The organism is Streptomyces niveiscabiei (assembly GCF_033794345.1).
Taxonomy (GTDB): domain Bacteria; phylum Actinomycetota; class Actinomycetes; order Streptomycetales; family Streptomycetaceae; genus Streptomyces; species Streptomyces niveiscabiei.
On record NZ_JARAYJ010000010.1, the window covers coordinates 50685 to 74330 of the forward strand.

Below are 23646 nucleotides of genomic sequence, written 5' to 3' on the forward strand. Positions count from 1 at the left end.
GACCGCGTCGCTCGGGGTGCTCGGGAACGCCGCAGGACGAGGAAGGCCACCAGATGGGACGCCACCGACGCGCAGCCGCCGGACGCGCCGAGACGGGCCACGCGTACGGCACCGACGGGCCCGGGCAGGACCACACCCCCGGCATGGGCATGCCGCCCTCCGTGGACCCCGAGGCGTACGCGGACGCCAACGCGCTCAGCTCCGACTACCTGTACGCGACGGACAGCGCCGCCGAGACGGCCGCCGGCACTCCGCACCGGCGCCGCAGGAAGCGCCCCGTCCGCGCCGGCCTCCTCGGTGTCTCCGCCGCCGTCGCGCTCGGCGCGGTCGCCGTGACGTCGGGCCTCGTCCCCGGCCTGGAGAGCTACAAGCTCGGCGGCGACAGCACCTCGGACGCCTCCGGCGACCACGTCCGCGCCTCCGACTCCCCCACCAACGCGGCCTCCGAGCAGGGCGGGGCCGCCGGTACGGCGGACAGCGCGACCGGCACGGCACCAAGGGCGTCCACCCCGTCGGCACCCCCCTCTCTCGCGCCGAAGCCGTCCCCCGCGCCGGAGAAGGAGAAGAAGGCGCCTGAGAAGAAGGCCACCGAGGCGAAACCTTCCGCCAGCCCCTCCGAAGCGGCCGAGGCGCCGGTGAAGGAGAAGGAAGCCTCCGCCAAGTCGCCCGCCGCGAAGGCACCGGCCAAGGCCGCGAGCGCCGTGTCCGCCGAACTCCAGGCCGCCGCCCAGGTCCTCGTACTCGTCAACGAGGAGCGCGCGAAGGTCGGTTGCAGCGCCCTGTCCGCGAACAGCGCCCTCGCCGATCTCGCGCAGAAGTTCAGCGAGGACATGGCAGCCCGGGGCTTCTTCGACCACACCGACCCCGACGGCAAGTCCCCCTGGGACCGGGCCGCGGCGGCCGGGATCAGCGACCTCGCCGGGGAGAACATAGCCCGGGGCCAGGGCGACGCCGCCGCCGTGATGGAGGCGTGGATGAACAGCCCCGGCCACAAGGCGAACATCCTGAACTGCGACTTCAAGACGCTGGGGGTCGGGGTGCACTTCGGCTCGGGCGGGCCGTGGTGGACGCAGGACTTCGGCTACTGACCGGTTAGCGCTTACCTCTGGTTAGTGCAACCTGTCGGTAAGCGCTCGTTTCCCCTACCCTTACCCCATGACCAGCACCCAGGAGACCCCGGTCGAGGACCTGCCGTACAGCGTGTTCGCGAAAGCCTGCGTCTCCCGGGGAGCGCTGGAACACGTGACCGGCAGGTGGGGTGGCCTGACACTCGGAGCCCTGTACGAAGGCTCCCTGCGCTTCAACGAACTGCGCCGCCGGGTCGACGGCGTGAGCGAGAAGATGCTCTCCCAGACGCTGCACGCCCTGGAGCGCGACGGCTTCGTCCACCGCGAGGCCCAGCCGACCAACCCCCCGCGCGTGGACTACGAGTTGACGCCCCTGGGCCGCGAGGTCGCCGAACGCCTGCTGACGCTGATCCAGTTCGTCGAGGGCCACATGGACGACGTCCTCGTGGCGCGCGCCCGCTACGACGAGACGCGCGGCTGACGCTGGCACTTCGGGCAGAAGTAGCTCGACCTGTTCATCCACGGCCGCCTGCGCATCGGCGTGCCGCAGCGGTTGCAGGGTTCGCCCTCGCGGCCGTACGCGTCCAGGGAGCGGTCGAAGTAGCCCGACTCGCCGTTGACGTTGACGTACAGGCTGTCGAAGCTGGTGCCGCCGACGGCGAGGGCCGCGTTCATCACGTCGCGGACGTGGCCGAGGAGTTCCGTCGTGCGCGGGCGCGTGAAGCCGGTGGTCGGGCGGTCGTAGTGCAGGCGGCTGCGCCAGAGGGCCTCGTCCGCGTAGATGTTGCCGACGCCGCTGATCAGGGACTGGTCCAGGAGCGCGCGTTTGATCGTGGTGCGCTTGCGGCGCAGGGACTCGTGGAACGCCTCGTCGTCGAAGAGGGGGTCCAGCGGGTCGCGGGCGATGTGGCCGATGACGTCCGGGAGGCCGTCGTCCGTCGTGTCGTGGAGGGAGAGGCCGCCGAAGGTGCGCTGGTCCACGAAACGGAGTTCGGTGCGGACCTCGTCCGCGAAACGGACCCTGATGCGCAGGTGCTTCTCGTCGGCGGCGTCCGGGGGCTGGACCAGGAGCTGGCCGCTCATCCCGAGGTGCGCGAGGATCGCCTGGCCGCTGTCCGCGAGGGGCAGCCACAGGTACTTGCCGCGCCGGGCCGGCGTGCCGATGCGGTGGCCCTTCAGCCGGTGGACGAAGTCGTCCGCGCCGGCGAGGTGACGGCGGACGGCCCTCGGGTGCAGGACCTCCGCGTCGGCGACCGTACGCCCGGCCACCCACCGCTGAAGACCCCGCCGGACGACCTCGACCTCGGGCAACTCGGGCATGGCACTCCCCCGGATGTGAGCCGAGCGCCCGGCCCCGGCGAGGGGGCGGGCGCTCGGTCGGCTGTTCTTACGCGGAGGCGGACTCGGCGTCGGTGGCGGCCTCCTCGGCCGCCGCCTCTTCCTGTTTGATCCGTTCGTCCGCAGCGGCGCGGATCGCGCGCCACGCGGACTCGGCGGCTTGCTGCTCCGCCTCCTTCTTGCTGCGGCCGGTGCCGGTGCCGTACGAGACGCCTCCGACGCGGGCGGCAGCAGTGAAGGTCTTCTCGTGATCGGGGCCGGTCTCCGTGACCAGGTACTCGGGGACACCGAGCCCTTCGGTCGCGGTGAGCTCCTGGAGACTGGTCTTCCAGTCCAGGCCGGCACCGAGGTTCGAGGACTTCTCGATGAGCGGGTCGAACAGGCGGTGCACCAGTTCGGAGGCCGCGTCGAGGCCCTGGTCGAGATAGACCGCGCCGATCACCGCTTCGAGGGTGTCGGCGAGGATGGACGCCTTGTCCCGGCCGCCCGTGCCCTCTTCACCCCGGCCGAGCCGGATGAAGGAACCCAGGTCGAGGCCGCGGCCGACCTCCGCCAGCGCGCGCGAGTTGACCACCGCGGCCCGGAGCTTGGCCAGTTGGCCTTCCGGGAGGTCGGGGTGGGTGTTGTACAGCGTGTCGGTGACGACGAGACCGAGCACGGAGTCCCCGAGGAACTCCAGCCGCTCGTTCGTCGGCAGACCGCCGTTCTCGTACGCGTAGGAACGGTGCGTCAGCGCACGCACCAGAAGGGCGGACTCCAGCCGGTAGCCGAGCCGCCCTTCCAGAAGCGTGTGGGACGAGGCCGTGTTGTCCGCAGAGTTTTTCTTCGGCGTGGACACAGTGCCTCTCACCAGCCTCAGACTTCGAGGACCTGGCGCTTGTTGTAGGTGCCGCAAGACGGGCACGCGATGTGCTGCAACTTGGGCTCGTGGCAGCGCTCGCACGCAACCAGGGTGGGGACCGCAGCCTTCCACTGCGACCGGCGGTGGCGCGTGTTGCTGCGCGACATCTTCCGCTTCGGAACAGCCACGGCTACTTCTCCTGCTTCTCGTCGACGCCTGCTTCAGCGCCGCTGATCTTGTCCTTCTCATCGGATTCGAGCGAACCCGAGAGTCCCTGCAATGCCGCCCAACGGATGTCGACGGCGTCGTGGTGGTGGTCCTGGTCGTCCGCGAGCCGCACTCCGCACTCGGAGCACAGGCCCGGACAGTCGTCCTGGCACACCGGCTGCATCGGCAGTGCGAGCACCACCGCGTCACGCAGCACGGGTTCGAGGTCGAACAGGCCGTCCTCGATGAAGAGCGTGTCCTCGTCGTCCTCGGCGTCGTCGACCGGTTCCGCCTTCGGGCGGCCACGGTCGTCGGCGTCAGGGTACGAGAACATCTCCTGGAAGTCCGCGTCGACCTCGAGGCCGACCGGCTCCAGACACCTTACGCACTCCCCCTCGGCCCGTGCACGGGCGGTGCCTGTGACGAGCACACCTTCCATGACCGACTCCAGCCGGAGGTCCAGCTCGACCGGGGCGCCTTCCGGCACTCCGATGACCCCCTGGATCCCCAGATCCCGGGGGGCGTCGATCTCACGGGTCAGGCGCTGGAGCGCGCCGGGCCGCCGGCCCAGCTCGTGCGTGTCGAACACGAGGGGGTTGCGGTGGTCGAGGCGGGCGTTCGCGGCCATTCCTGCTTTCGATCTCTTCGAGCTGAGACGCCGCCCAGCGGTGCTTCGGGGCAGCGGTGATCGCGGACGTGCACGCGACCGAAGAGCCAGGATACTGGAGCTTTCGCCCACAGCCCAATCCGGGTCCTGGTTAGAGCCCTCGCCCCTGCTCGTACGCCCTCAGCTGCTCCGGCGTGATCATGCCGGTGTCGAAGAGGCTCGTCTCGTCGAGGGCGTACGCCTGCTGGGCGTGCTGCTGCGGCTGCTGGGTCTGCTGCGGGTCGTACGTCTGCTGCTGGTCGTAGCCCTGGTAGGCGGTCGCCGCGTACGGGTCGGCCTGCTGGTAGGCGTACGGGTCCGGCTGCGCGTACGGCTGCTCGTAGCCGCCGTAGCCGTCCTGGTAGCCGTACGCGGGCTGCTGGTCGTAGCCGTGGACGGCGGCCGGCTGCTCGGCCTGCGCCGGGAGGGGGGTCGAGCCGGTGCGGGAGGACTCCTCGCGGTCGGAGAGGGCCGCGAGGTCGGCGAGGTAGTCGGCGTCCGAGGAGTGCTGGAAGGTGGAGGTGTCGTCGGCGAGCGCGCTGAGGTCGTCGGTGGCGATCCGGCCGTGCAGCTTGTCGCGGCCCCGGCCGACCGCCTCCAGCGTCTTGGCGAGTACCGCCTCGAAGGCGCCGAGCTTGACGTCGACGTACGCGTCGGCGTCCTTGCGCAGGGTCTCCGGGTCGTGGCTGCGCTCGGGGGCGTCCTCGTCCTCGTAGCCGTTCTCGTCGAGGCCCGGGCCCGTGCCGAGGAGCTTCTCGCGGCCCCGGCCGACCGAGCCGAGGGTCTTGGTGAGGACCACCTCGAAGTTGGCGAGCTTGGAGTCGACGTACTCGTCGGCCTCGGCGCGTACCTCCTCCGCCTCCCGGCGGGCCTCCGCGAGGATGCGGTCGGCCTCGGCCTGGGAGCGGCGGGCGACCTCGGTGCCGGAGATCAGCGAGCCGCGCTCGGCGTGCGCGGTGGAGATGATCCGCTCGGCCTCCTGGCGGGCCTGGTCGACCATCTGGTCACGGTCGCCGATCAGCTCCTGCGCCTGGGCGAGGGAGTCGGGCAGCGCCGCGCGCACCTCCTCCAGCAGGGCGAGCAGCTCGGCGCGGTTCACCACGCACGAGGCCGACATGGGCATCGACCTCGCGCCGGACACCGCCGCGACGATCTCGTCGAGCTTCTTCTGCACGTCCACCTAGGCTCGCCACTCTCTACCGCTGTGTTGGAGACGGACAGGGCCGACTGTAGCCCCCGGTGCCCCATCAGTCCTTGCGCAGGCGCTTGTTGAGCGCTTCGAGGACGATCGGCGGCACCAGGTGCGCGATGTCGCCGCCCCAGGTCGCGACCTCCTTGACGAGCGAGGACGACAGGAAGCTGTACGCCGGGTTGGTCGGCACGAACAGCGTCTCCACCCCGGACAGGCCGATGTTCATCTGCGCCATCTGGAGCTCGTAGTCGAAGTCGCTGACCGCTCTGAGGCCCTTGACGATCGCCGGGATCTCCCGCTGCTTGCAGAAGTCCACCAGCAGGCCGTGGAAGGACTCCACGCGTACGTTGCCGTACTCGGCCGTGACCTGGCGGATCAGGTCGATCCGCTCGTCGACCTCGAAGAGGCCCTGCTTCGATTTGTTGATCATCACCGCGACGTACACCTCGTCGTAGAGGCGGGAGGCGCGGGAGATGATGTCGAGGTGTCCGTTGGTGATCGGGTCGAACGACCCGGGACAGACGGCGCGGCGCACTTGTGATCCCTCGCTCTCCGGTCCGGTCATCGTGCGTCTTCGCACGTAGAGGCGTTGTCGCCCGTGGCGGCGCGACCGTACCAAAACGTTCCCTCGCCGTAGCGACGGGCCTTGACCGGTGCGAACCCCTCCGGCCAGTGGAATTCTCCGCCTCTGGTGCTGCGCTCCACGGTGACGATCGCGTCCGGTGTGAGCCAGCGTCCGGTGCGGAGTGTGAGGAGGATCTCCCGAAGATCGTGATCGGTGACGGCGTACGGGGGGTCGAGGAAGGCGATGTCGTAGGGGGCGGCGGGGGGCGCCTGGACGATCTGCTCGGCCTTGCCCTGGCGGACTTCGGCGCCGGGGAGGGAGAGGGATCTCACGTTCTCGCGGATGGTGCGGACCGCTCTGGGGTCGGCTTCGACGAGGAGGGTGTGGCTCGCGCCCCGGGAGAGGGCTTCGAGGCCGACCGCGCCCGAGCCCGCGTAGAGGTCGAGGACCCGTTCGTCCCTCAGGGAGCCGCCGAGGAGGGACTCCCAGGTGGACATGAGGGCTTCGCGTGCGCGGTCGGAGGTGGGTCGGGTGCCGGTTCCCGGGGGTACGGCCAGTCGACGTCCGCCGGCTTCTCCGGCGATCACGCGCGTCATCTTCAGGTCCTTGGTACGGGGTCGAGTACAGGTCCAGTGTGGCTCAACCCTTCTCCAGGTACTGCTCCCTCTCCTTGTCCAGGAGAGCGTCCAGGGCCGTTCGCAGGGCTGGGTACTTCTCGAGTTCGGGGTCTTCCAGGACGACCGCCGTCGCCTCCTCCCGCGCCTCCGCGATGACCTCCTCGTCCTCGATGACCTCCAGGACCCTCAGGGAGGTCCGCGCCCCCGACTGGGCCTGCCCCAGGACGTCGCCCTCGCGCCGCTGCTCCAGGTCGATCCGCGACAGTTCGAAGCCGTCCAGCGTCGAGGCGACCGCGTTGAGGCGCTGGCGGGCCGCGCTCGCCTCCGGCATGTCCGTGACGAGGAGGCAGAGGCCCGCCGCCGCGCCCCGGCCCACCCGGCCGCGGAGCTGGTGGAGCTGGGACACGCCGAAGCGGTCCGCGTCCATGATCACCATGGCGGTGGCGTTGGGGACGTTGACGCCGACCTCGATGACGGTGGTCGCGACCAGGACGTCCGTCTCCCCCGCCGCGAACCTCCGCATCACCGCGTCCTTGTCGTCGGGGTGCATACGGCCGTGCAGGACCTCGACCCTGAGCCCGCCGAGCGCGCCCTTGGACAGCTGGTCGGCGACGTCGAGGACGGCGAGCGGCGGGCGCTTGTCGCCGTCCGGCGCCTCCTTCTTCGCCTTCTTGGCGTCCTCCTCGTCCCCGATCCGGGGGCAGACGACGTACGCCTGATGCCCCTTGCCGACCTCTTCGCGCACCCGCTCCCACGCGCGCGTGAGGAAGTGGGGTTTGTCGGCGGCGGGCACGACATGCGTGGCGATCGGCGAGCGCCCGGCCGGCAACTGGTCGAGTACGGACGTCTCCAGGTCCCCGAACACGGTCATCGCCACGGTCCGGGGAATCGGCGTCGCGGTCATCACGAGCAGATGCGGCGGCTGCTTCCCCTTCCCCCTGAGCGCGTCCCGCTGCTCCACCCCGAAGCGGTGCTGCTCGTCGACCACGACCAGTCCCAGATCATGGAACTGCACCTTGTCCTCGATCAGCGCGTGCGTCCCGATGACGATCCCGGCCTCGCCGGTCACGAGATCGAGCAGCGCCTGCCTGCGCGCGGCGGCTCCCATCGACCCTGTGAGCACGACCACCTTGGTGGCCCGCTCGGACCCGCCCAGCATCCCGCCCTCGGCGAGGTCCCCCATCATCTCGACGACGGACCGGTGATGCTGCTGGGCGAGCACCTCGGTGGGCGCGAGCATCGCGGCCTGTCCCCCGGCGTCGACGACGGCGAGCATGGCGCGCAGGGCGACCATCGTGTTGTGGGTGACGGTGAAGTTGTCGGTGATGTAGGCGTGGCTGGGGTGAGCGACGCTGATGCACTGGACCGGTTTGCAGCCCACGTATTCGACCGCTCGGATGCCGCGCCGGAAAGTGTTGTACGTCGGCCGGGGATGGACACGGGCGGCTTTGCGGGCCAGACGGAACGGGGCGTGCTCGTCCGGAAGAGCCACCGATACGTTGAAAGCGGCCTTCTTGGGCAGAACGCGGGCGCGACCGCCCAGGGAGCGTGCGAGCCAGGCGACATCGTCCGCGAGCCTGCGCGAGGCGGAACAGAACGAGATGCTCATACCATCGGCGTTGACTGTGCCGTCCGTGTCCAGCAGCCCTTGCAGCAGAGCGAGCCGGTTCTTGACCGACGTGTTCTTGAAGTCTTCGGGGACGAACTTGCCGTGCGACGTCTCACCCCAGAGCTTCAGATCCCGCAGGATCTGGATCACCGGATTACGGACTCCGCCGGCACGTTGTGCGAGCTGGATCGTGTAGTCGCAGCGGGACCCTCTCACCGGCACCAGTCGGCATTCCGGCGCCACCGCGGCTGCGGCGGCCTCGCGGATCTCGTCATCGATTGTGGACAGGCGCAGGTTGTGGCGGAACGAGCCGTCGCCGAGGAGGAGTCCGAAAAGATACGGATCCAACGGCAGCCCGGCGTCACCTCCGAGATCGACGGGGGTCGCTGCCGGGATGTACCACTTCGAGGACCCGTTCGCTTTGAACGTGTCCAGACGGATCTCCCGAGTCGTCATCACCTTGGGAGGCTGGCCCCGGTGCCATCCACAGCTCGTACCGACGATCCACAGATGCTCGTCGTCGCACTCCACAGAGCTTCCGTCGGAGAGAACCAGACGCCAGACAGGCCGCTCCCCCTGAGGGAAGACACCGTCGACAAGCGCGATCTCCCCCTCCGGCACGATGACCTCGTCCCCCACGGCCAGATCCCCCATCCGCCGGAATCCGGTGGGGGTGAGCACCTGGGCGTCGAGCGGTTGGGCCTTCCCCGAACCGACCTCCCCCTGAAGGAGCCGGTGCATCGGGTGGCTGGTCGCGAGGTCGTCGAAGATCTCGCGGGAGACCTTCTGCTGGCCGTCGGTGAGGGTGAAGGGGAGGCGGTCGTCGAAGGCGGTGAGGAGGCCGTCGGGGGACGGGACGCGGGGGACGGCGGGGAGTTGGGTGTCGGCGTGGCGGCGGCGGGCGAGGGCTACTTGGAGGACGAACGCCTCGTCCCACTTGAGGCGGGCGCGGGCGTCGGCGATGTCCGCCTTGGTGTGGGGGCGGTGGATCTTGAGGAGGGCCTCGGGGAGGGAGACGAGGCCGCGGCCCTCGCGGAGGGAGGCGGGGAGGGGGTCGAGGGCTTCCTGGGCCGTGGGCAGGACCGTCTGGATCGCCTTCGCGAGTTTCCAGGACTCCAGTTTGGCGGTGGCGGGGTAGAGCGGGATCAGGGCGCCCGCCCAGGTCTCCACCGACTCGCCCGCCTCGCTGTCGCCGCCCTTGAGGAGCTGGTAGGCGGGGTGCGCGAGCTGGAGGCGGCGGTTGAAGACGGACACCTTGCCGGAGAACATCGCGCGGGTGCCGGGGAGGAGGTCCTTGTGGGGTTTGTGCACGCCGTTGCCGAAGAAGACGAGCTGGAGGCGCCCGCTGCCGTCGGTGATGGTGACTTCCAGTCGTTGTCCCTTGCCCCGGGGGGCTTTGGAGGAAGCGAACGTGTGCAGCCGGGCGTCGGCGACCATCGCGACCACCGTCACGTGCTCGTCCATGGGCAGGTCGGCGAGGTGGGTGAGCTGTCCGCGCTCCTCGTATCTGCGCGGATAGTGGTGCAGGAGGTCGCCGACCGTGTGCAGGCCGAGGTGCTCGGCCATCACCTTCGCGGTGGCGGGGCCGAGCACTTTTTTGAGCGGTTCTTCCAGTGCGGGCACGAGATCCATTGCACACCACGCCACTGACAATCCCCTAGACATGTCCTGAAACCCCTGGTCAGCCGCGTCGCTTGGGCCCTAGTATGTCGCGCCTCACGCCATCCCTTCCGCGGTCACCGCCCCAGTCCGGGACCGCCCGACCCCGCGCCGACGCTCACCCCCCAACGGCGCAGCGACGATGGACTCCCAGACCTCGAAGTCATCCCAGGCATCCCAGTCACCTCACACGTTCCAGGTCGACCTGCGTGGTCTGGTGGACCTGCTCTCCCATCACCTCTACTCCAGTCCGAAGGTCTACCTGCGCGAACTGCTCCAGAACGCGGTGGACGCGATCACCGCGCGCCGCGCGCAGGACCCGGACGCTCCCGCGCGGGTGCGCCTGTTCGCGGACGGTTCCGGCCTGCGCGTGGAGGACTCCGGCATCGGCCTGACCGAGTCCGACGTGCACAGCCTGCTGGCGACGATCGGGCGCAGCTCGAAGCGTTCCGACGGTCTCCAGGAGGCGCGTTCGGACTTCCTCGGCCAGTTCGGGATCGGCCTGCTGGCCTGTTTCGTGGTCGCCGAGCGCATCCGGGTCGTCTCCCGGAGCGCGCGTACGCCGGGGGCGCGTCCGGTGGAGTGGACGGCGCGCGACGACGGCTCGTACTCCGTGCGCACGCTCCCGGACGAGGCGCGCCCCGAGCCGGGGACGACGGTGTACCTCCAGGCGCGCGCGGGCGCGGCCGAGTGGCTGTCCGAGGCGCGCGTGCTGGCGCTGGCGAAGGACTTCGGCTCGCTGCTGCCGTACGACGTGCGGGTGGGCGAGGAGGCGGTCACGGACCTGCCGGCGCCCTGGGACCGCGCGTACCCGTCCCCGGCGAACCGGCGGGTGGCGCTGGCGCGGCACTGTCACGGCCTGTTCGGGTTCACGCCGCTGGACTCGATCGAGCTGTCGGTGCCGCTGGCGGGCATCCGGGGCGTGGCGTACGTGCTGCCGGCGGCGGTGTCCCCGGCGCAGCGGGCGACGCACCGGGTGCACCTGAAGGGGATGCTGCTGACGGAGCGGGCCGAACAGCTGCTGCCGGACTGGGCGTTCTTCGTGCGCTGTGTCCTGGACACGGACTCGCTGCGGCCCACGGCGTCGCGCGAGGCGCTGTACGAGGACGAGACGCTGGCGGCCGTCCGGGAGGCGCTCGGGGAGCGGATCAGGGCGTGGCTGACGGGTCTCGCGGCGGGTGATCCGGAGCGGCTGTCGGCGTTCTTGGCGGTGCATCACCTGGGCGTGAAGTCGCTGGCGCGGCACGACCCGGAGATGCTGCGGACGATGCTGCCGTGGCTGCCGTTCGAGACGACGGACGGCCGCCTGTCGCTGGAGGAGTTCGCGCAGCGCCACCCGGTGGTGCACTTCACGCGCACGGTCGAGGAGTACCGCCAGGTCGCCCCGATCGCCTCGGCGCAGGGCATCGGTGTGATCAACGGCGGTTACACGTACGACAGCGAGCTGGTCGAGGCGCTGCCGTCGGTGCGTCCGGGCACGCCGGTGGCGGAGCTGGACGCGGACACGGTGACGGCTCATCTGGACGCCGTGGACACGGCGGAGGAGCTGGCGCTGGCGGGGTTCCTGGCGGCGGCGCGGGCGACGCTGGACCCGCTGGGGTGCGACGTGGTGCTGCGGGCGTTCCATCCGCTGTCGGTGCCGGCGCTGCATCTGGACGACCGGCAGGCGCGGCACGAGCAGGCGCGCGCGGACGCCGAGGAGCAGGCGGACGACCTGTGGGCGGGCATCCTGGGTTCGCTGCGCGGCGGTGCTCCGCGCGCGCGGCTGGTGCTCAACCATCACAACGCGCTGATCCGGCGGATCAGTTCCCTGACGGACCCGGAGCTGATCGGGACGGCGACGGAGTCGTTGTACGGGCAGGCGCTGCTGATGGCGCAGCGTCCGCTGCGGCCGGCGGATTCGGCCTTGCTGAACCGGTCGTTCATCGGTCTGCTGGAGTGGGCGACGCAGGGTGAGGGTGGCAGGAATGAGTGAGATCGAGGACTTCGACGCGCTGCGCCACGCGATGGCGCTGAACGGCGAGGAGCCGGAGGGCCCGGCGCGCAACGCGCGCGCGGAGCACCTGCTGGGCGAGGCGGAGAAGCTGGGGATCCCGCTGGCGGTGGTGGAGGCGCTCGGGCATCAGCTGAAGGTCTACAACTACAGCTCCGAGAAGGCGAAGATGTTCGTCCCGTTCGCGCGGCTGCTGCGCATGTGGGACGAGCGTCCGGAGGACTTCGACGAGTACGAGGCGCATTCGCTGCACTGGGTCTTCAAGTGGATGTCGGCGGGGATGCTGGACCAGCCGCACATCCCGCTGGCGTCGGTGGAGAAGTGGCTCGGCGAGATGGAGCACCGCTACCGGCTGGCGGGGCACTCGGAGCGGGCGGTGCGCAGCGCGGAGTTCAGTGTCGCCGCGCACATCGGTGATCTGGCGCGCGCGGAGCGGGCGTTCACGGCGTGGATGGCGGCGGACCGCGACCAGATGGCGGACTGTCACGCGTGCGAGCTGCACGGGCAGGGCTGGTGGCGTGCGGAGTGCGGGCGCGACGAGGAGGCGCTGCGGCTGTGGGCGCCGGTCCTGGACGGCGAGTACACGTGCGCGCACGAGCCGCACACGGTCCTGGCGTCGTCGCTGGTGCCGCTGCTGCGCCTGGGCAGGCTGGACGAGGCGCGGGCGAACCACCTGCGGGGTTTCCGGCTGGTGCGGTCGATGGAGTCGATGCGGGGCGCGTACGCGGACCATGTCGAGTTCTGCGCGCTGACCGGCAACGAGGCGCGCGCGCTGGAGCTGCTGGCGGAGCGTCCCGCGTACTTCACGGACGACGGTCATCCGCGCAGCAAGCTGGACTTCCTGAGCGTGGTGACCCTCCTGACGGACCGGCTGGCCGGTCTCGGTCTGGGCGGGCAGCAGGTGCCGGGTCCGGCGGGCCGGGAGTGGACGGCGGCGGAGCTGGCGTCCCACGCGCGCGCGGAGGCGCTGCGGCTGGCCGGCGAGTTCGACGCCCGCAACGGCAGTACGCACGTGTCGGACCGGGCCCGCGCGCGGATGGCGCAGGAGCCGCTGGCGGACCGGCTGCCGCTGGGGGTGCGCGGCGCGCGCCCGCCGGTGTCGGCGCCGGTGCCCGCGCCGCGCGTGGCCGAGCGGGCGGCGCCGGAAGGTGAGCCGGATCTCGCGGCGCTGCTCGCTGAGGCCCGCCGCCAGTCGGACACGCTCCAGCCGCACGCGGTGGAGGCGTGGGTGGCGGTCGGCGAGGCCGCCGGGGACGCCGAGCTGGCGCCCCGCGACCGCGCGGAGCTGGCCGAGCACGAGGGCATGGCGCGCGGCGCCGAGGGGCTGGAGTCCTTCGAGGAGGCGGCCCGCTGGTACGCGGAGGCGGACGACCCGGGCGAGTCCCTGGCGGCCCGCGCGCGCGGGGCGTACGTGCGGGCGCTCGCCGGTGACGTCGAGGAGGCCCTCGCGGCCGTCGAGGAGCCCTACGACCGGGTGCTGGCTCTGTACGCCGAGGGCGGCACCGGGGTGCGGCAGGTGGCCGGGGTGCTGATGAGCAGGGCGCGGATCCTGATGCGGTGCGCGCACGAGGAGGGCGCCGGGGACGAGGTGTTCCCGGTCGCCGAGGCGGCCGTGCGGGAGGTGCTCGCGCTGGTCGGCGGGCGTGCGGGGGACGACGTACGGCTGCACGCGCGCGTGGCGGAGGCCCATGCGATGCTCGCCGAGCTGGCGGCCCTGGGCGGGGACCCGGAGGGGGCGGCGCAGCTGTTCGCGCGCGCGTCGGCGGAGTTCGTGGCGGCCGGGCTGCCGTGGTTCGCGGTGGAGTACGAGGCGCGGCTCGCGTCCCTCGCGCACCACCTGGGCGACATGACGCAGGCCGAGCGGGCGCTGCGGGCGGCCCTGGAGCACGGTGGGCCGGTCCTGGAGCCCGTGGGACGGGCCCAGCTGCATCTCCAGCTCGCGGAGGTCGTCGGGGGCCGGGGAGAGGCCGAGGAGGCCGCCGAGCACGCCCTGGAGGCCGCGCACTGGGCCGACGAGGCCGGCGAGGGCCCGACGTTCGGCGCGTGGGCCCGGCACCAGCTGGGCGGTCACCTGGTCCGGCAGGGCCGGTGGGCGGAGGCCGCCGAGGTGCTGGAGTCGGCGCTCGCGGACCTGACCGCCGAGACGCACGGGGACGGGACGGTCGTCCAGACGAAGTGGTGGCTCGGCGACTGCCTGAGCGAGCTCGGCGAGCACCGGGCGGCGGCCGAGCGCCGGCTCCAGGCCGCCGAGATCGCCCGGCACTGGCCGGAGCAGCACGACCACGCGACGCTGGCGCACCTGGCGGCGGAGTCGCTGAGCCAGGCGGAGCTGCTCCCGGAGGCCGATCAGGCGTACGCGCGCGCGGGTGAGCTGTGGCGGGACCTCGGGAACGTGCACGGCCTGGTGCGGGCCCTGCGCGCCCGCGCGTGGCTGGCGCTGCGCACGGACGACGGCGTCGGCAGCGCGCGCGAGCTGATGACGGCGGCGGTCACGGAGTGCGCGGACGCGCTGGACGCCCTCGACCCGGCGGACGACGAGGAGCAGCGCCGCCGGATGGTCGTGGAACTGGGCCACACGCACCGCCAGTTCGGGGACCTGCTGGCCCGCTCGGCCGCCGAGGACGCCGACGACGACTCGATCCGCGCGGCCCTGGAGGAGGCCCTCGCGCAGATCTCCGACGCGGTCGCCGTCTTCGCGTCCCTCGCGGACGACGCCCTGCACGCGCGCACGTCCGCCGAGCTGGCCGCCGGCTGGCTGGAGGCGGACCTGGGGCGCCCGCAGGACGCCGCCGCCCGCGCGCGGGGGGTGCTGGCCGCGTACGGTCCCGCGCCGGACGACGATACGGCGGCGTCCCGTCGTACGGAGGCGGAGCAGTTGCTCCAGGGGGTGCGCGAAGGGAGCTGAGCCTCCCCGCTGAAAGCCTCTTACCTGAAAGCCTCTTAGCTGAGCCTCTTACTCGACGCCGATCAGCAGCAGCGAACCCTGGCGGCCACCCCGGTACACCACCGTGTCCACCGCCAGGTACGCCTCCCGTACGCGCGCCTGGAGCTGGTCGGCGATCGTGTCGGGGGCGTCGTCGCCGAGGACGAGGGTGACGAGTTCGCCGCCCGCCGAGAGCATCCGGTCGAGGACCCCCCGCGCGGTGTCGGTGACGTCCGTGCCGATGACGGCGACATCCCCGTCGACGAGGCCGAGGACGTCGCCGGCCTGGCAGATCCCGGCCATCGTCCAGGACTGGCGTTCGGCGACGGTGACCTCGGCGTAGCGGGTGGCGCCGGCGGCGGAGGTCATGGAGACGACGTCCTCGTCGAAGCGCCGGTCGGGTTCGTGGACGGCGAGCGCGGCAATGCCCTGGACCGCCGAGCGGGTCGGGATGAGGGCGACCCGGATGCCCTCCGTGCGGGACTGCTCGGCGGCTGCGGCGGCCGTGTGGCGCAGGTCGGCGTCGTTGGGCAGGAGCACGACCTCGCGCGCGTGTGCGCGCCGGACGGCCTCGACCAGTTCCCCGCTCGCGGGCGGCTCCCCCGGCCTGGCCAGCACGGTCGTCGCCCCCGCCTGCGCGTACAGCCCCGCGAGCCCCTCCCCCGGCACGACGGCCACCACGGCGCGCTGGACGCGTTCGCGGGGCGCCCGCTCCCCGCGCGCGGTGTGCGCGTCCCCGGTGCCGAAGTGCGTGATGCGGATCCGGTACGGCCGTCCCGCCTCGACCCCGGCCTCGACGGCGGCCCCGGCGTCGTCGACGTGCACGTGGACGTTCCACAGCCCGTCCCCGCCGACGACGACCAGGGAGTCCCCCAGCGCGTCCAGCCGCGTCCTGAGGCGGGCCACGGCCGCGTCCCCGGCCTCCAGGAGGTAGATGACCTCGAAGGCGGGCCCGTCCCCCTCGGCACAGCTCTCGCCCTCGTCCCGCACGCGCGCGGGAACCCCGATCCCGACACTCGTCACGCCGACGGCACCTGCGCGCCCGCGCGTGCCCCCGTCCAGCCCCCCGCGCGAGGGCGTCTCGCCCGTGAACGTCTCCACCAGCGCCCCCAGCACCGCCACCAGCCCCCGTCCGCCCGCGTCGACGACGCCCGCGTCCTGGAGGACGGCGAGCTGGTCCGGGGTGGCCGCCAGGGCCGTGCAGGCGCCCCGGTAGGCCGCGCGGGCGACGGAGCCGCAGTCGCCGGCGGCCTCGGAGGCGGCGTCGGCGGCGGCCGTGGCGACGGTCAGGACGGTGCCCTCGACGGGGTGGGCGACGGCCTGGCGGGCGAGGGCGGCGGCGCTGCTCAGGGCGAGGGCGAGGCCGGGGCCGTCCGTGTGAGGGGCGTCACCGTCGGCGGCGAGGACCTGGGACATGCCGCGCAGGAGCTGGGCGAGGATCGTGCCGGAGTTCCCGCGCGCGCCTATGAGCGCGCCGTGCGCCATCGCGTGCGCGGCGTCGGCGAGGGAGGGCGCGCCGGGTTCGTGGGCCGCGAACACGGCCTCCACGGCGGTCGCCGCCGATTCGAGCGTCAGGTACAGGTTGGTGCCGGTGTCGCCGTCCGCGACGGGGTAGACGTTGATCGCGTCGATCTCCTCGCGGGCCCCGCCGAGGGCGGCCAGCGCGAGGCCGCACCAGGTGCGCACCGCGAGAGCATCGAGGAATGTCTGCGGCACCTGCGCCACCTGCGCCTCCCTGAGCTGCTGGATTGGACGCAGCGTAGACCGATCGTGGTAGTTTCGTTCAACGGGAGCGGTCGTTGTATGCTGCTCCGGTTGCCCGATCCCGATCGGGCCATTCCCCCCGGCACCGCCACTTCCAGATCCTCGATCTCGATCCCGGCATGCCGGGATCATCCGTAAGTGCATCTGAAGTCTTTGGAGTGACCGGTGGCTGCTAACTGCGACGTCTGCGGCAAGGGTCCGGGCTTCGGCAACAACATCTCGCACTCGCACCGCCGTACGTCCCGTCGCTGGAACCCGAACATCCAGCGCGTCCGTACCGTGGTCAGCGGGACGCCGAAGCGCGTGAACGCCTGCACCTCGTGCATCAAGGCCGGCAAGGTTTCGCGCTGACGCTTCGCCGCTGAGCGCGTGGCCACTGCTGGTCCGCCCGCATAGAGCCGATCCACCTCGCGGTGGATCGGCTTTTTGCACGTCTACGTCCTGATCCGCCAGCCGTGATCCACCGGCCCGATCCCCGCGCCGAGCGCGAACCCGCCGCGGATCGCCCCGGTGACGTACCTCTTGGCCGCCGTCACCGCCTCCGGTACGGCCAGCCCCTTCGCCAGCCCCGACGCGACCGCCGACGCCAGCGTGCACCCCGTCCCGTGGGTGTGGCGGTTGTCGTACCGGGGGGCGCGCAGCCAGTGCTCCTCGCTCCCGTCCGTCAGCAGGTCCACGGCGTCCCCGGGCAGGTGCCCGCCCTTGATCAGCGCCCACCGCGGCCCGTACGCCAGCACGGCCGCCGCGGCCTCCCGCATCCCCGCCTCCGTCTCGACGCGTACGCCGGTGATCTGGAGCACTTCGTCGAGGTTGGGGGTGGCGAGCGTGGCCGCCGGGAGGAGCCGGTGGCGTACGGCGTCGAGGGCCGAGGCGGCGAGGAGGGAGTCGCCGTGCTTGGAGACGCCGACCGGGTCGACGACGACGGGCGCGTCGGTCGTGGCGAGCAGCTCGGCGACCGTCTCGACGAGTCCGGCCGAGGACAGCATGCCGGTCTTGACCGCCTGGACGCCAATGTCGTCGACGACGCTGCGGTACTGGGCGCGCACGGCCTCGGCGGGGAGTTCCCAGGCGCCTTGCACGCCGAGGGAGTTCTGCGCGGTGACGGCGGTCACGACGCTCATGCCGTGCACGCCGAGCGCGAGCATCGTCTTCAGGTCGGCCTGGATGCCGGCGCCGCCGCCGGAGTCGGAGCCGGCGACGGTCAGGACGCGGGGGATCACTCGACGTCCCCGAAGTGGTCCCAGCCGCCCTGCCGGGTCCAGGGCGCGCCGTCGACGGTCACCTGGGGCAGCGCGGAGGGGCCCAGCACCTCGCCGATGACCTTCCAGCGGGCGGGGAGTTTCACGTCCGGCGGGAACGTCGCGACGATCGCGTGGTCCTCTCCGCCGGTCAGCACCCACTGGATGGGGTCGACGCCGACCGCGTGGCCGATGTCGTTCATCTGCGTGGGGATGTCGATGGACTCGGAGCGGATGTCGATGCGGACCTTGCTGGCCTCCGCGATGTGTCCGAGGTCGGCGATCAGGCCGTCGCTGACGTCGCACATCGCGGTCGCGCCGAGCCGGGCCGCCGCCGGGCCCGCGTGGTAGGGCGGTTCCGGGCGGCGGTGGGCCTCCACGAAGGCGCGCGGCGAGCGGAAGCCCCGCGCGAGGACCGCGTACCCGGCCGCCGACCAGCCCAGCCAGCCCGTCACGGCGACCAGGTCGCCGGGTTTCGCGCCGCCCCGGGTGATCGGCTCCTGGCCGCGCAGGTCGCCGAGCGCGGTGATCGACACCATGATCGTGTCGCCGCGTACGACGTCCCCGCCGACCACGGAGGCGCCCGCGACCTGGCACTCGTCGCGCAGTCCGTCCATCAGCTCGGTCGGCCAGGTCACCGGGAGTTCCGCCGGGACGACGAGGCCGAGCAGCAGCGCGGTCGGTACGGCGCCCATCGCGGCGATGTCGGCGAGGTTCTGGGCGGCGGCCTTGCGGCCCACGTCGTAGGCGGTGGACCAGTCGCGGCGGAAGTGCCGGCCCTCCAGCAGGATGTCCGTGCTGGCCACGACCCTGCGGTCGGGCGCGGCGACCACCGCGGCGTCGTCCCCCGGGCCGACGCGGACCGCCGGGGTGGTGGTGAGCCGGGAGGTGAGCTCACGGATGAGCCCGAACTCGCCCAGCTCGCCGACAGTGCCCTTCATCGCCCTGGAGCCCCTTCTGTGCCTGCCCGCGCCCGGTCGCGCGGGACCAGTGTCCTCGATACGGTCGAGTCAGCCGTCAACGTCTGTCCCGCCGGCGCCCCGGCGCGGGGGCCGTGGGTCTCCCCCCGGCACGCGGCGACGCGATACCGTGGCGTTCCTTTTCCCCACATGATCCTCGTGGCCGCCCTGGAGGTTCCGTGGTACAGGCGTACATCCTGATCCAGACGGAGGTCGGCAAGGCGTCGACCGTCGCCGAGACGATCGGAGCGATCCCTGGCGTCGTCCAGGCCGAGGACGTGACGGGGCCGTACGACGTGATCGTGCGGGCCCAGGCGGACACGGTCGACGACCTCGGGCGGATGGTGGTCGCCAAGGTGCAGCAGGTGGAGGGGATCACCCGGACCCTGACCTGCCCCGTCGTCCATCTGTAGCCCCCGTCTACCCTTGGCCGGTGAACTTCTTCCGTCACCGGCTCAGTGGTCTGTCCGCCCTCGTCGTGCTGTGTGCCGCCGCCGGCTGCTCATCGGCAGACGACAGCGCGTCGATCGTGGTTCCCAGTCCGTCCGCGAAAGCCGCGGAGATCTGCGGGAAGCTGGACGCCGCGCTGCCGGCGACGGTGGACGGACTGCGGCGCCGGGACCCCGAGCCCGCGTCACCGCTGACCGCGGGCTGGGGAGACCCGGCGATCATACTGCGGTGCGGTGTCGTGAAGCCGCCGAAGATGGACGCCCAGAACGCGGACGCCGGAGAGGCCGACGGGGTCGGCTGGCTGGTCGAGAAGCAGGACGACGGCTCGATCCGCCTCACGAGCGCGCTGCGGGTGGTGTACATCGAGGTGACGCTGCCCAAGTCGCGGGCGGCGGAAGGGATGTCGCCGACGATCGACCTGGCACCGGCCATCAAGAAGACGGTGCCCGAGGGGATCGCCGACTAGCGCAGCCCGGTGGAGCGGCGCAGGGCCGCCTGGATCAGGCGGTCCACCAGCTCGCCGTAGGCGACGCCCGTCTCCTCCCACATCTTCGGGTACATGGAGATCGGTGTGAAGCCGGGCATCGTGTTGATCTCGTTGATGACGAACTCGCCGTCCTCGGTGAGGAAGAAGTCGGCGCGGACCAGGCCCTCGCAGGACGCCGCGTCGAAGGCCTGGACGGCCAGCTCGCGGACCTCGGCGGTCTGTTCGGGGGTCAGGGGGGCCGGGACGATGCCGGGGACCGAGTCGATGTACTTGGACTCGAAGTCGTAGTAGGCGTGCGCGGACGGGATCTCGGCGGGGACCGAGGCGCGGGGGCCGTCCTCGAACTCCAGGACGCCGCACTCGATCTCGCGGCCCTTGACGGCGGCCTCGATCAGGATCTTCGGGTCGTGGCGCTGCGCCTCGGCGATGGCCTCGTCCAGCCCGGAGGCGTCGTCGACCTTCGTGATGCCGATGGAGGAGCCGGCCCGGGCGGGCTTCACGAACAGCGGCCAGCCGTGGTCCGCCGCGAACCCGGCGATCCGCTTGCGGGCCCCGGACTCGTCCTGCGCCCACTCGCGGGGCCGGACCACCAGGTAGGGGCCGACGGCGAGGCCGAAGGAGGTGAAGACGCGCTTCATGTACTCCTTGTCCTGGCCGACGGCGGACGCGAGCACCCCGGAGCCGACGTACGGCACACCGGACAGCTCCAGCATCCCCTGGAGCGTGCCGTCCTCGCCGTAGGGGCCGTGCAGCACCGGGAAGACGACGTCGACCTCGCCGAGCGCCTTCGGCACGGATCCCGGTTCGCTGTAGACGACTTCACGGTTGGCGGGGTCCAGCGGGAGCACCACACCGCCGTCGCCGCCCTCCGCGAGGTCGGCGACCTCGGGCGTACGGCGCTCCTCGATCGCCATCCGCTCCGGCGCGTCCGCCGTGAGCATCCAGCGGCCCTCCCGGGTGATGCCGATCGGCAGCACGTCGTACTTGTCCCGGTCGACCGCCCGCAGCACGGCGCCCGCGGTCACCACGGAGATCCCGTGCTCGGAACTGCGCCCGCCGAACACGACGGCCACACGCGGCTTGCGCGCGGGCTGCGACTGGGGGCTCTGGGGAAGGTTCTCGGTGCTCATATCGCGACGAGAGTACCCGCTGGTAGTCCACGAGTCAGCGTCCACCACCCCGCGGTCGCTGAGCGTCGCGGACCGTTCGCGGTACGTCGCACCGCACCCCTCCGAACTCCCGCCGCGTCTAGCGGCGTTCCGGCTTCGCGCTGCGGGACATCAGTTCCTTCAGCGCGACCACCGGCGGCTTCGCCTCGTGGACGATGTCGACGACCGTCTCCGTGATGGGCATGTCGACGCCGTGGCGGTGGGCGAGGTCGAGGACGGACTGGCAGGACTTGACGCCCTCGGCGGTCTGCTTGGTGACCGCGATCGTCTCCTGGAGGGTCATGCCCTTGCCGAGGTTGGTGCCGAAGGTGTGGTTGCGGGAGAGCGGCGATGAGCAGGTGGCGACGAGGTCGCCGAGGCCCGCGAGCCCGGCGAAGGTCAGCGGGTCGGCGCCCATGGCGAGGCCGAGGCGTGTCGTCTCCGCGAGGCCGCGCGTGATGAGCGAGCCCTTGGCGTTGTCGCCGAGTCCCATGCCGTCGGCGATGCCGACCGCGAGGCCGATGACGTTCTTGACGGCGCCGCCGAGTTCGCAGCCGACCACGTCCGTGTTGGTGTAGGGCCGGAAGTACGGTGTGTGGCAGGCGAGTTGGAGGCGCTGGGCGACGGCCTCGTCGGTGGCGGCGACGACGGCGGCGGCCGGCATCCGGGAGGCGATCTCGCGCGCGAGGTTGGGCCCGGTGACGACGGCGATGCGCTCGGCGGCGACCTTGGTGACGTCCTGGATGACCTCGCTCATCCGCATGGTCGTGCCGAGTTCGACGCCCTTCATGAGGGAGACGAGGACCGTGTCGGGCGCCAACAGGGGCGTCCAGGCGGCCAAGTTGGCGCGCAGCGTCTGCGAGGGCACCGACAGGACGGTGAAGTCGGCGCCGGCCATGGCCTCGGCGGGGTCGGTCGTCGCCCGTACCCGCGTGGGGAGTTCGAGGCCGGGGAAGTAATCGGGGTTCTGCCGCGCCGAGTTGATGGCGTCGGCGACCTCGGGGCGCCGCGCCCACAACGTGACCTCGCAGCCCGCGTCCGCGAGGACCACGGCGAACGCCGTCCCCCATGAACCTGCGCTGAGGACTGCCGCCTTGACGGGCTCGCTCACTTGCCGATCTCTCCTTCGTGGCCGTGCTGCGCCTCGGTACGGCGCCGCTGCTCGATCCGCTCCCGGCGCGGATCGTACGGCGTCTCGGGCGCCTTCTCGCCCCGGATCTCCTCCAGTTGGCGCGTGACGGCGGCCATGATGACCTCGGTGACCTCCTTGAGGAGGTCGGGGGTCATCTCCTTGCCGTAGTACGCCGAGAGGTCCAACGGCGGCCCGGCGAGCACGTGATGGGTCTTGCGCGGGAACAGCTCGGGCTTCTTCGCGTACGGCGGCAGCAGTTCGTTGACGCCCCACTGCGCGATCGGCACGACGGGGCAGCGCGTCTCCAGTGCCACGCGCGCGGCGCCGGTCTTGCCGGTCATGGGCCAGCCGTCGGGGTCGCGGGTGAGCGTGCCCTCGGGGTAGAACACCACGCACTCGCCGCGTTCCACGGCGTCCACGGCGCCCCGGAAGGCGCTGAGGGCGTCGGTGGACTCGCGGTAGACGGGGACCTGGCCCGTGTTCCGCATCCAGGCGCCGACGATTCCCTTCTTGAAAAGGGCGCTCTTCGCCAGGAATCGCGGCATACGTCCGCTGTTGTACTGGAAGTGCGCGTACGCGAAGGGATCGACGTAGGAATTGTGGTTCACCGCGGTGATAAATCCGCCCTCGGCCGGAATGTGCTCCATTCCGCGCCAGTCCCGCTTGAGGAGAGGCACCAGCAGTGGTTTGCAGATCACCGCGGCGAAGCGGTACCAGAAGCCGATTCTGCGGCGGGGCACGCGGACACCTACCTCTTCCTCCAGGAGCCAGGACTTCCCAGGGCCTGTTCCAAGTCGTTCCGGCGGCCGGGAGCCGCACAAGTGTGGCCCCGGCAGGCCGGTCTGTCGAGAACACCGTACGCCCCGAAGGAAGAACCGCCAGATGGGCAAGGTTGCAGCCGGGTGACAATGACCGCGACGAGCAAGGGACGGTAAGCCGGTGCAGTGGACGTTGGTCATCCCCCTGAAACCCCTCGCGCGGGCCAAGAGCAGGCTGTCGGACACGGCCGGCGACGGGGTGCGGCCGGCTCTCGCGCTGGCCTTCGCGCAGGACACGGTGGCCGCGGCGCTGGCCTCGGCGGCCGTACGGGATGTGGCGGTCGTCACGGACGACCCGCTGGCCGGGCGCGAACTCGGGGCGCTGGGCGCCCGGATCGTCCCCGACACCCCGCGCGCGGGCCTGAACGCGGCTCTGGCGCACGGGGAGAGCGCCGTACGCGCTGTGCGCCCGAAAACGGCTCTCGCGGCTCTGAACGCCGATCTCCCGGCTTTGCGGCCCGGTGAATTGACGCGGGTCCTGGACGCCGCCGCTGAATTCCCCCGCGCATTCCTGCCGGATGCCGCGGGGCTCGGCACGACTTTGCTCGCCGCGGCTCCGGAACATCCCCTGCTCCCCGCATTCGGCCCGGATTCCCGCCTTCTGCACCGCGCCTCGGGAGCGGCCGAACTCCTCCTGCCCGCCGTCGACTCGGTCCGCCAGGACGTCGACACCGGCGAGGACCTGCGCGCGGCCCTCACCCTGGGCGTCGGCCCGCGCACCACCACCGCGACCACCCGCCTCCTGACCCCCGGCCAGTGAGCCCGGCCAGTAGGCTGCCCCCATGCAGGCGACGGCTTACACCTACGACCCCGAGACCCGCACCGGCCAGGTCCTCCTGGACGACGGCACCCCGCTCCCCTTCGGCGCGGAGGCGTTCGACGCGGGCGGCCTGCGGCTGCTGAGGGTGGGCCAGCGGGTGCGCATCGAGACGCGGGGGACCGGCGAGGCCCCGCACATCACCCTGGTGACGCTCCAGACGTTCTGAGAGCCCC

The 23646-nt window shown here is 71.9% G+C and carries 22 protein-coding genes and 1 pseudogene; 9 read left to right on the forward strand and 14 right to left on the reverse strand.

Annotated features, from left to right (window positions below; genetic code table 11):
- The first annotated feature begins 53 nt into the window (after positions 1–53).
- Both PV682_RS16230 and PV682_RS16235 read left to right on the forward strand, forming a co-directional pair.
- Positions 54–1088, forward strand: a complete 1035-nt coding sequence (locus tag PV682_RS16230) for a CAP domain-containing protein (RefSeq protein ID WP_319730304.1) — start codon at positions 54–56, stop codon at positions 1086–1088.
- A 67-nt stretch (positions 1089–1155) separates the two neighbouring features.
- Entirely contained in the window at positions 1156–1548 is a 393-nt protein-coding gene (locus PV682_RS16235; RefSeq protein WP_319730306.1) for a winged helix-turn-helix transcriptional regulator, read from the forward strand.
- Here PV682_RS16235 and mutM read toward each other — a convergent pair.
- From mutM to PV682_RS16275, 8 genes and pseudogenes are all read right to left on the reverse strand, one after another.
- Positions 1527–2387 carry a bifunctional DNA-formamidopyrimidine glycosylase/DNA-(apurinic or apyrimidinic site) lyase gene (gene mutM / locus PV682_RS16240; protein WP_319730308.1) on the reverse strand — a complete coding sequence of 287 codons (861 nt, stop codon included), beginning with the start codon at positions 2385–2387 and terminating at the stop codon, positions 1527–1529. The genes PV682_RS16235 and mutM overlap by 22 nt on opposite strands.
- A gap of 67 nt (positions 2388–2454) precedes the next feature.
- Positions 2455–3243: a ribonuclease III gene (gene rnc / locus PV682_RS16245; protein WP_319730624.1), complete on the reverse strand. Its 789-nt coding sequence runs from the start codon at positions 3241–3243 to the stop codon at positions 2455–2457.
- A 17-nt stretch (positions 3244–3260) separates the two neighbouring features.
- Entirely contained in the window at positions 3261–3434 is a 174-nt protein-coding gene (gene rpmF, locus PV682_RS16250; RefSeq protein ID WP_007493396.1) for a 50S ribosomal protein L32, read from the reverse strand.
- 2 nt (positions 3435–3436) lie between these two features.
- A complete protein-coding gene (locus PV682_RS16255) occupies positions 3437–4081 on the reverse strand; it encodes a YceD family protein (protein WP_055721877.1) in 645 nt (214 codons plus the stop codon).
- Positions 4082–4211: 130 nt separating this feature from the next.
- Positions 4212–5279, reverse strand: a complete 1068-nt coding sequence (locus PV682_RS16260) for a DivIVA domain-containing protein (protein ID WP_319730310.1) — start codon at positions 5277–5279, stop codon at positions 4212–4214.
- Between the two features lie 67 nt (positions 5280–5346).
- Positions 5347–5826, reverse strand: a complete 480-nt coding sequence (gene coaD, locus PV682_RS16265; RefSeq protein ID WP_010353878.1) for a pantetheine-phosphate adenylyltransferase — start codon at positions 5824–5826, stop codon at positions 5347–5349.
- A gap of 26 nt (positions 5827–5852) precedes the next feature.
- A pseudogene (gene rsmD, locus PV682_RS16270) lies at positions 5853–6464 on the reverse strand (16S rRNA (guanine(966)-N(2))-methyltransferase RsmD); the annotation flags it as partial.
- 31 nt (positions 6465–6495) lie between these two features.
- Positions 6496–9714 carry a helicase-related protein gene (locus PV682_RS16275; protein WP_319730312.1) on the reverse strand — a complete coding sequence of 1073 codons (3219 nt, stop codon included), beginning with the start codon at positions 9712–9714 and terminating at the stop codon, positions 6496–6498.
- A 169-nt stretch (positions 9715–9883) separates the two neighbouring features.
- Here PV682_RS16275 and PV682_RS16280 point away from each other — a divergent pair, with 169 nt between their 5' ends.
- Positions 9884–11716, forward strand: a complete 1833-nt coding sequence (locus PV682_RS16280; RefSeq protein ID WP_319730313.1) for an HSP90 family protein — start codon at positions 9884–9886, stop codon at positions 11714–11716.
- The gene (locus PV682_RS16285; protein WP_319730314.1) at positions 11709–14639 is read left to right on the forward strand and encodes a tetratricopeptide repeat protein; all 2931 of its coding nucleotides are present in this window, start codon (positions 11709–11711) and stop codon (positions 14637–14639) included. The genes PV682_RS16280 and PV682_RS16285 overlap by 8 nt, the downstream gene beginning before the upstream one ends.
- Before the next feature lie 48 nt (positions 14640–14687).
- Here the strand turns inward: PV682_RS16285 and PV682_RS16290 are convergent, their stop codons facing one another.
- Positions 14688–16382 carry a DAK2 domain-containing protein gene (locus PV682_RS16290; protein ID WP_319730316.1) on the reverse strand — a complete coding sequence of 565 codons (1695 nt, stop codon included), beginning with the start codon at positions 16380–16382 and terminating at the stop codon, positions 14688–14690.
- 204 nt (positions 16383–16586) lie between these two features.
- Here PV682_RS16290 and rpmB point away from each other — a divergent pair, with 204 nt between their 5' ends.
- Positions 16587–16772, forward strand: coding sequence for a 50S ribosomal protein L28 (rpmB, locus tag PV682_RS16295; RefSeq protein WP_003973430.1), 186 nt, complete (start codon positions 16587–16589; stop codon positions 16770–16772).
- An 83-nt stretch (positions 16773–16855) separates the two neighbouring features.
- Here rpmB and thiD read toward each other — a convergent pair whose 3' ends face one another.
- Both thiD and PV682_RS16305 read right to left on the reverse strand, forming a co-directional pair.
- Positions 16856–17641 carry a bifunctional hydroxymethylpyrimidine kinase/phosphomethylpyrimidine kinase gene (gene thiD, locus PV682_RS16300; RefSeq protein WP_319730319.1) on the reverse strand — a complete coding sequence of 262 codons (786 nt, stop codon included), beginning with the start codon at positions 17639–17641 and terminating at the stop codon, positions 16856–16858.
- Positions 17638–18600: a thiamine-phosphate kinase gene (locus PV682_RS16305; protein WP_055724029.1), complete on the reverse strand. Its 963-nt coding sequence runs from the start codon at positions 18598–18600 to the stop codon at positions 17638–17640. Before PV682_RS16305 ends, thiD begins: the two co-directional genes overlap by 4 nt.
- Positions 18601–18797: 197 nt before the next feature.
- Here PV682_RS16305 and PV682_RS16310 point away from each other — a divergent pair, with 197 nt between their 5' ends.
- Positions 18798–19031, forward strand: coding sequence for an Lrp/AsnC family transcriptional regulator (locus PV682_RS16310; protein ID WP_050369289.1), 234 nt, complete (start codon positions 18798–18800; stop codon positions 19029–19031).
- A 20-nt stretch (positions 19032–19051) separates the two neighbouring features.
- Entirely contained in the window at positions 19052–19534 is a 483-nt protein-coding gene (locus tag PV682_RS16315) for a DUF3515 domain-containing protein (protein ID WP_319730326.1), read from the forward strand.
- On the opposite strand, the gene PV682_RS16320 is transcribed toward PV682_RS16315, so the two are convergent.
- The 3 genes from PV682_RS16320 to PV682_RS16330 all read right to left on the reverse strand — a co-directional run bounded on the left by PV682_RS16320 (position 19531) and on the right by PV682_RS16330 (position 22575).
- Positions 19531–20685: a D-alanine--D-alanine ligase family protein gene (locus PV682_RS16320; RefSeq protein ID WP_319730328.1), complete on the reverse strand. Its 1155-nt coding sequence runs from the start codon at positions 20683–20685 to the stop codon at positions 19531–19533. The genes PV682_RS16315 and PV682_RS16320 overlap by 4 nt on opposite strands.
- 118 nt (positions 20686–20803) lie before the next feature.
- Positions 20804–21814, reverse strand: coding sequence for an NAD(P)H-dependent glycerol-3-phosphate dehydrogenase (locus PV682_RS16325; protein ID WP_055724026.1), 1011 nt, complete (start codon positions 21812–21814; stop codon positions 20804–20806).
- On the reverse strand, positions 21811–22575 hold the full coding sequence (locus PV682_RS16330) for a lysophospholipid acyltransferase family protein (protein ID WP_319730331.1): 765 nt from the start codon (positions 22573–22575) through the stop codon (positions 21811–21813). Before PV682_RS16330 ends, PV682_RS16325 begins: the two co-directional genes overlap by 4 nt.
- Before the next feature lie 199 nt (positions 22576–22774).
- Here PV682_RS16330 and cofC point away from each other — a divergent pair, with 199 nt between their 5' ends.
- Positions 22775–23413, forward strand: a complete 639-nt coding sequence (cofC, locus tag PV682_RS16335) for a 2-phospho-L-lactate guanylyltransferase (protein WP_319730334.1) — start codon at positions 22775–22777, stop codon at positions 23411–23413.
- Positions 23414–23435: 22 nt separating this feature from the next.
- Positions 23436–23639, forward strand: coding sequence for a hypothetical protein (locus PV682_RS16340; RefSeq protein ID WP_319730335.1), 204 nt, complete (start codon positions 23436–23438; stop codon positions 23637–23639).
- The last annotated feature ends 7 nt before the right edge of the window (positions 23640–23646 follow it).

Excerpts from the sequence above, each read along its gene's own strand:
- PV682_RS16280 (WP_319730313.1), top strand. The coding sequence starts at position 9,884 with ATGGACTCCCAGACCTCGAAGTCATCCCAGGCATCCCAGTCACCTCAC.
- mutM (WP_319730308.1), bottom strand. The coding sequence starts at position 2,387 with ATGCCCGAGTTGCCCGAGGTCGAGGTCGTCCGGCGGGGTCTTCAGCGG.
- PV682_RS16255 (WP_055721877.1), bottom strand. The coding sequence starts at position 4,081 with ATGGCCGCGAACGCCCGCCTCGACCACCGCAACCCCCTCGTGTTCGAC.
- PV682_RS16305 (WP_055724029.1), bottom strand. The coding sequence starts at position 18,600 with ATGAAGGGCACTGTCGGCGAGCTGGGCGAGTTCGGGCTCATCCGTGAG.
- PV682_RS16285 (WP_319730314.1), top strand. The coding sequence starts at position 11,709 with ATGAGTGAGATCGAGGACTTCGACGCGCTGCGCCACGCGATGGCGCTG.
- PV682_RS16230 (WP_319730304.1), top strand. The coding sequence starts at position 54 with ATGGGACGCCACCGACGCGCAGCCGCCGGACGCGCCGAGACGGGCCAC.
- PV682_RS16340 (WP_319730335.1), top strand. The coding sequence starts at position 23,436 with ATGCAGGCGACGGCTTACACCTACGACCCCGAGACCCGCACCGGCCAG.
- PV682_RS16235 (WP_319730306.1), top strand. The coding sequence starts at position 1,156 with ATGACCAGCACCCAGGAGACCCCGGTCGAGGACCTGCCGTACAGCGTG.
- PV682_RS16320 (WP_319730328.1), bottom strand. The coding sequence starts at position 20,685 with ATGAGCACCGAGAACCTTCCCCAGAGCCCCCAGTCGCAGCCCGCGCGC.
- PV682_RS16275 (WP_319730312.1), bottom strand. The coding sequence starts at position 9,714 with ATGGATCTCGTGCCCGCACTGGAAGAACCGCTCAAAAAAGTGCTCGGC.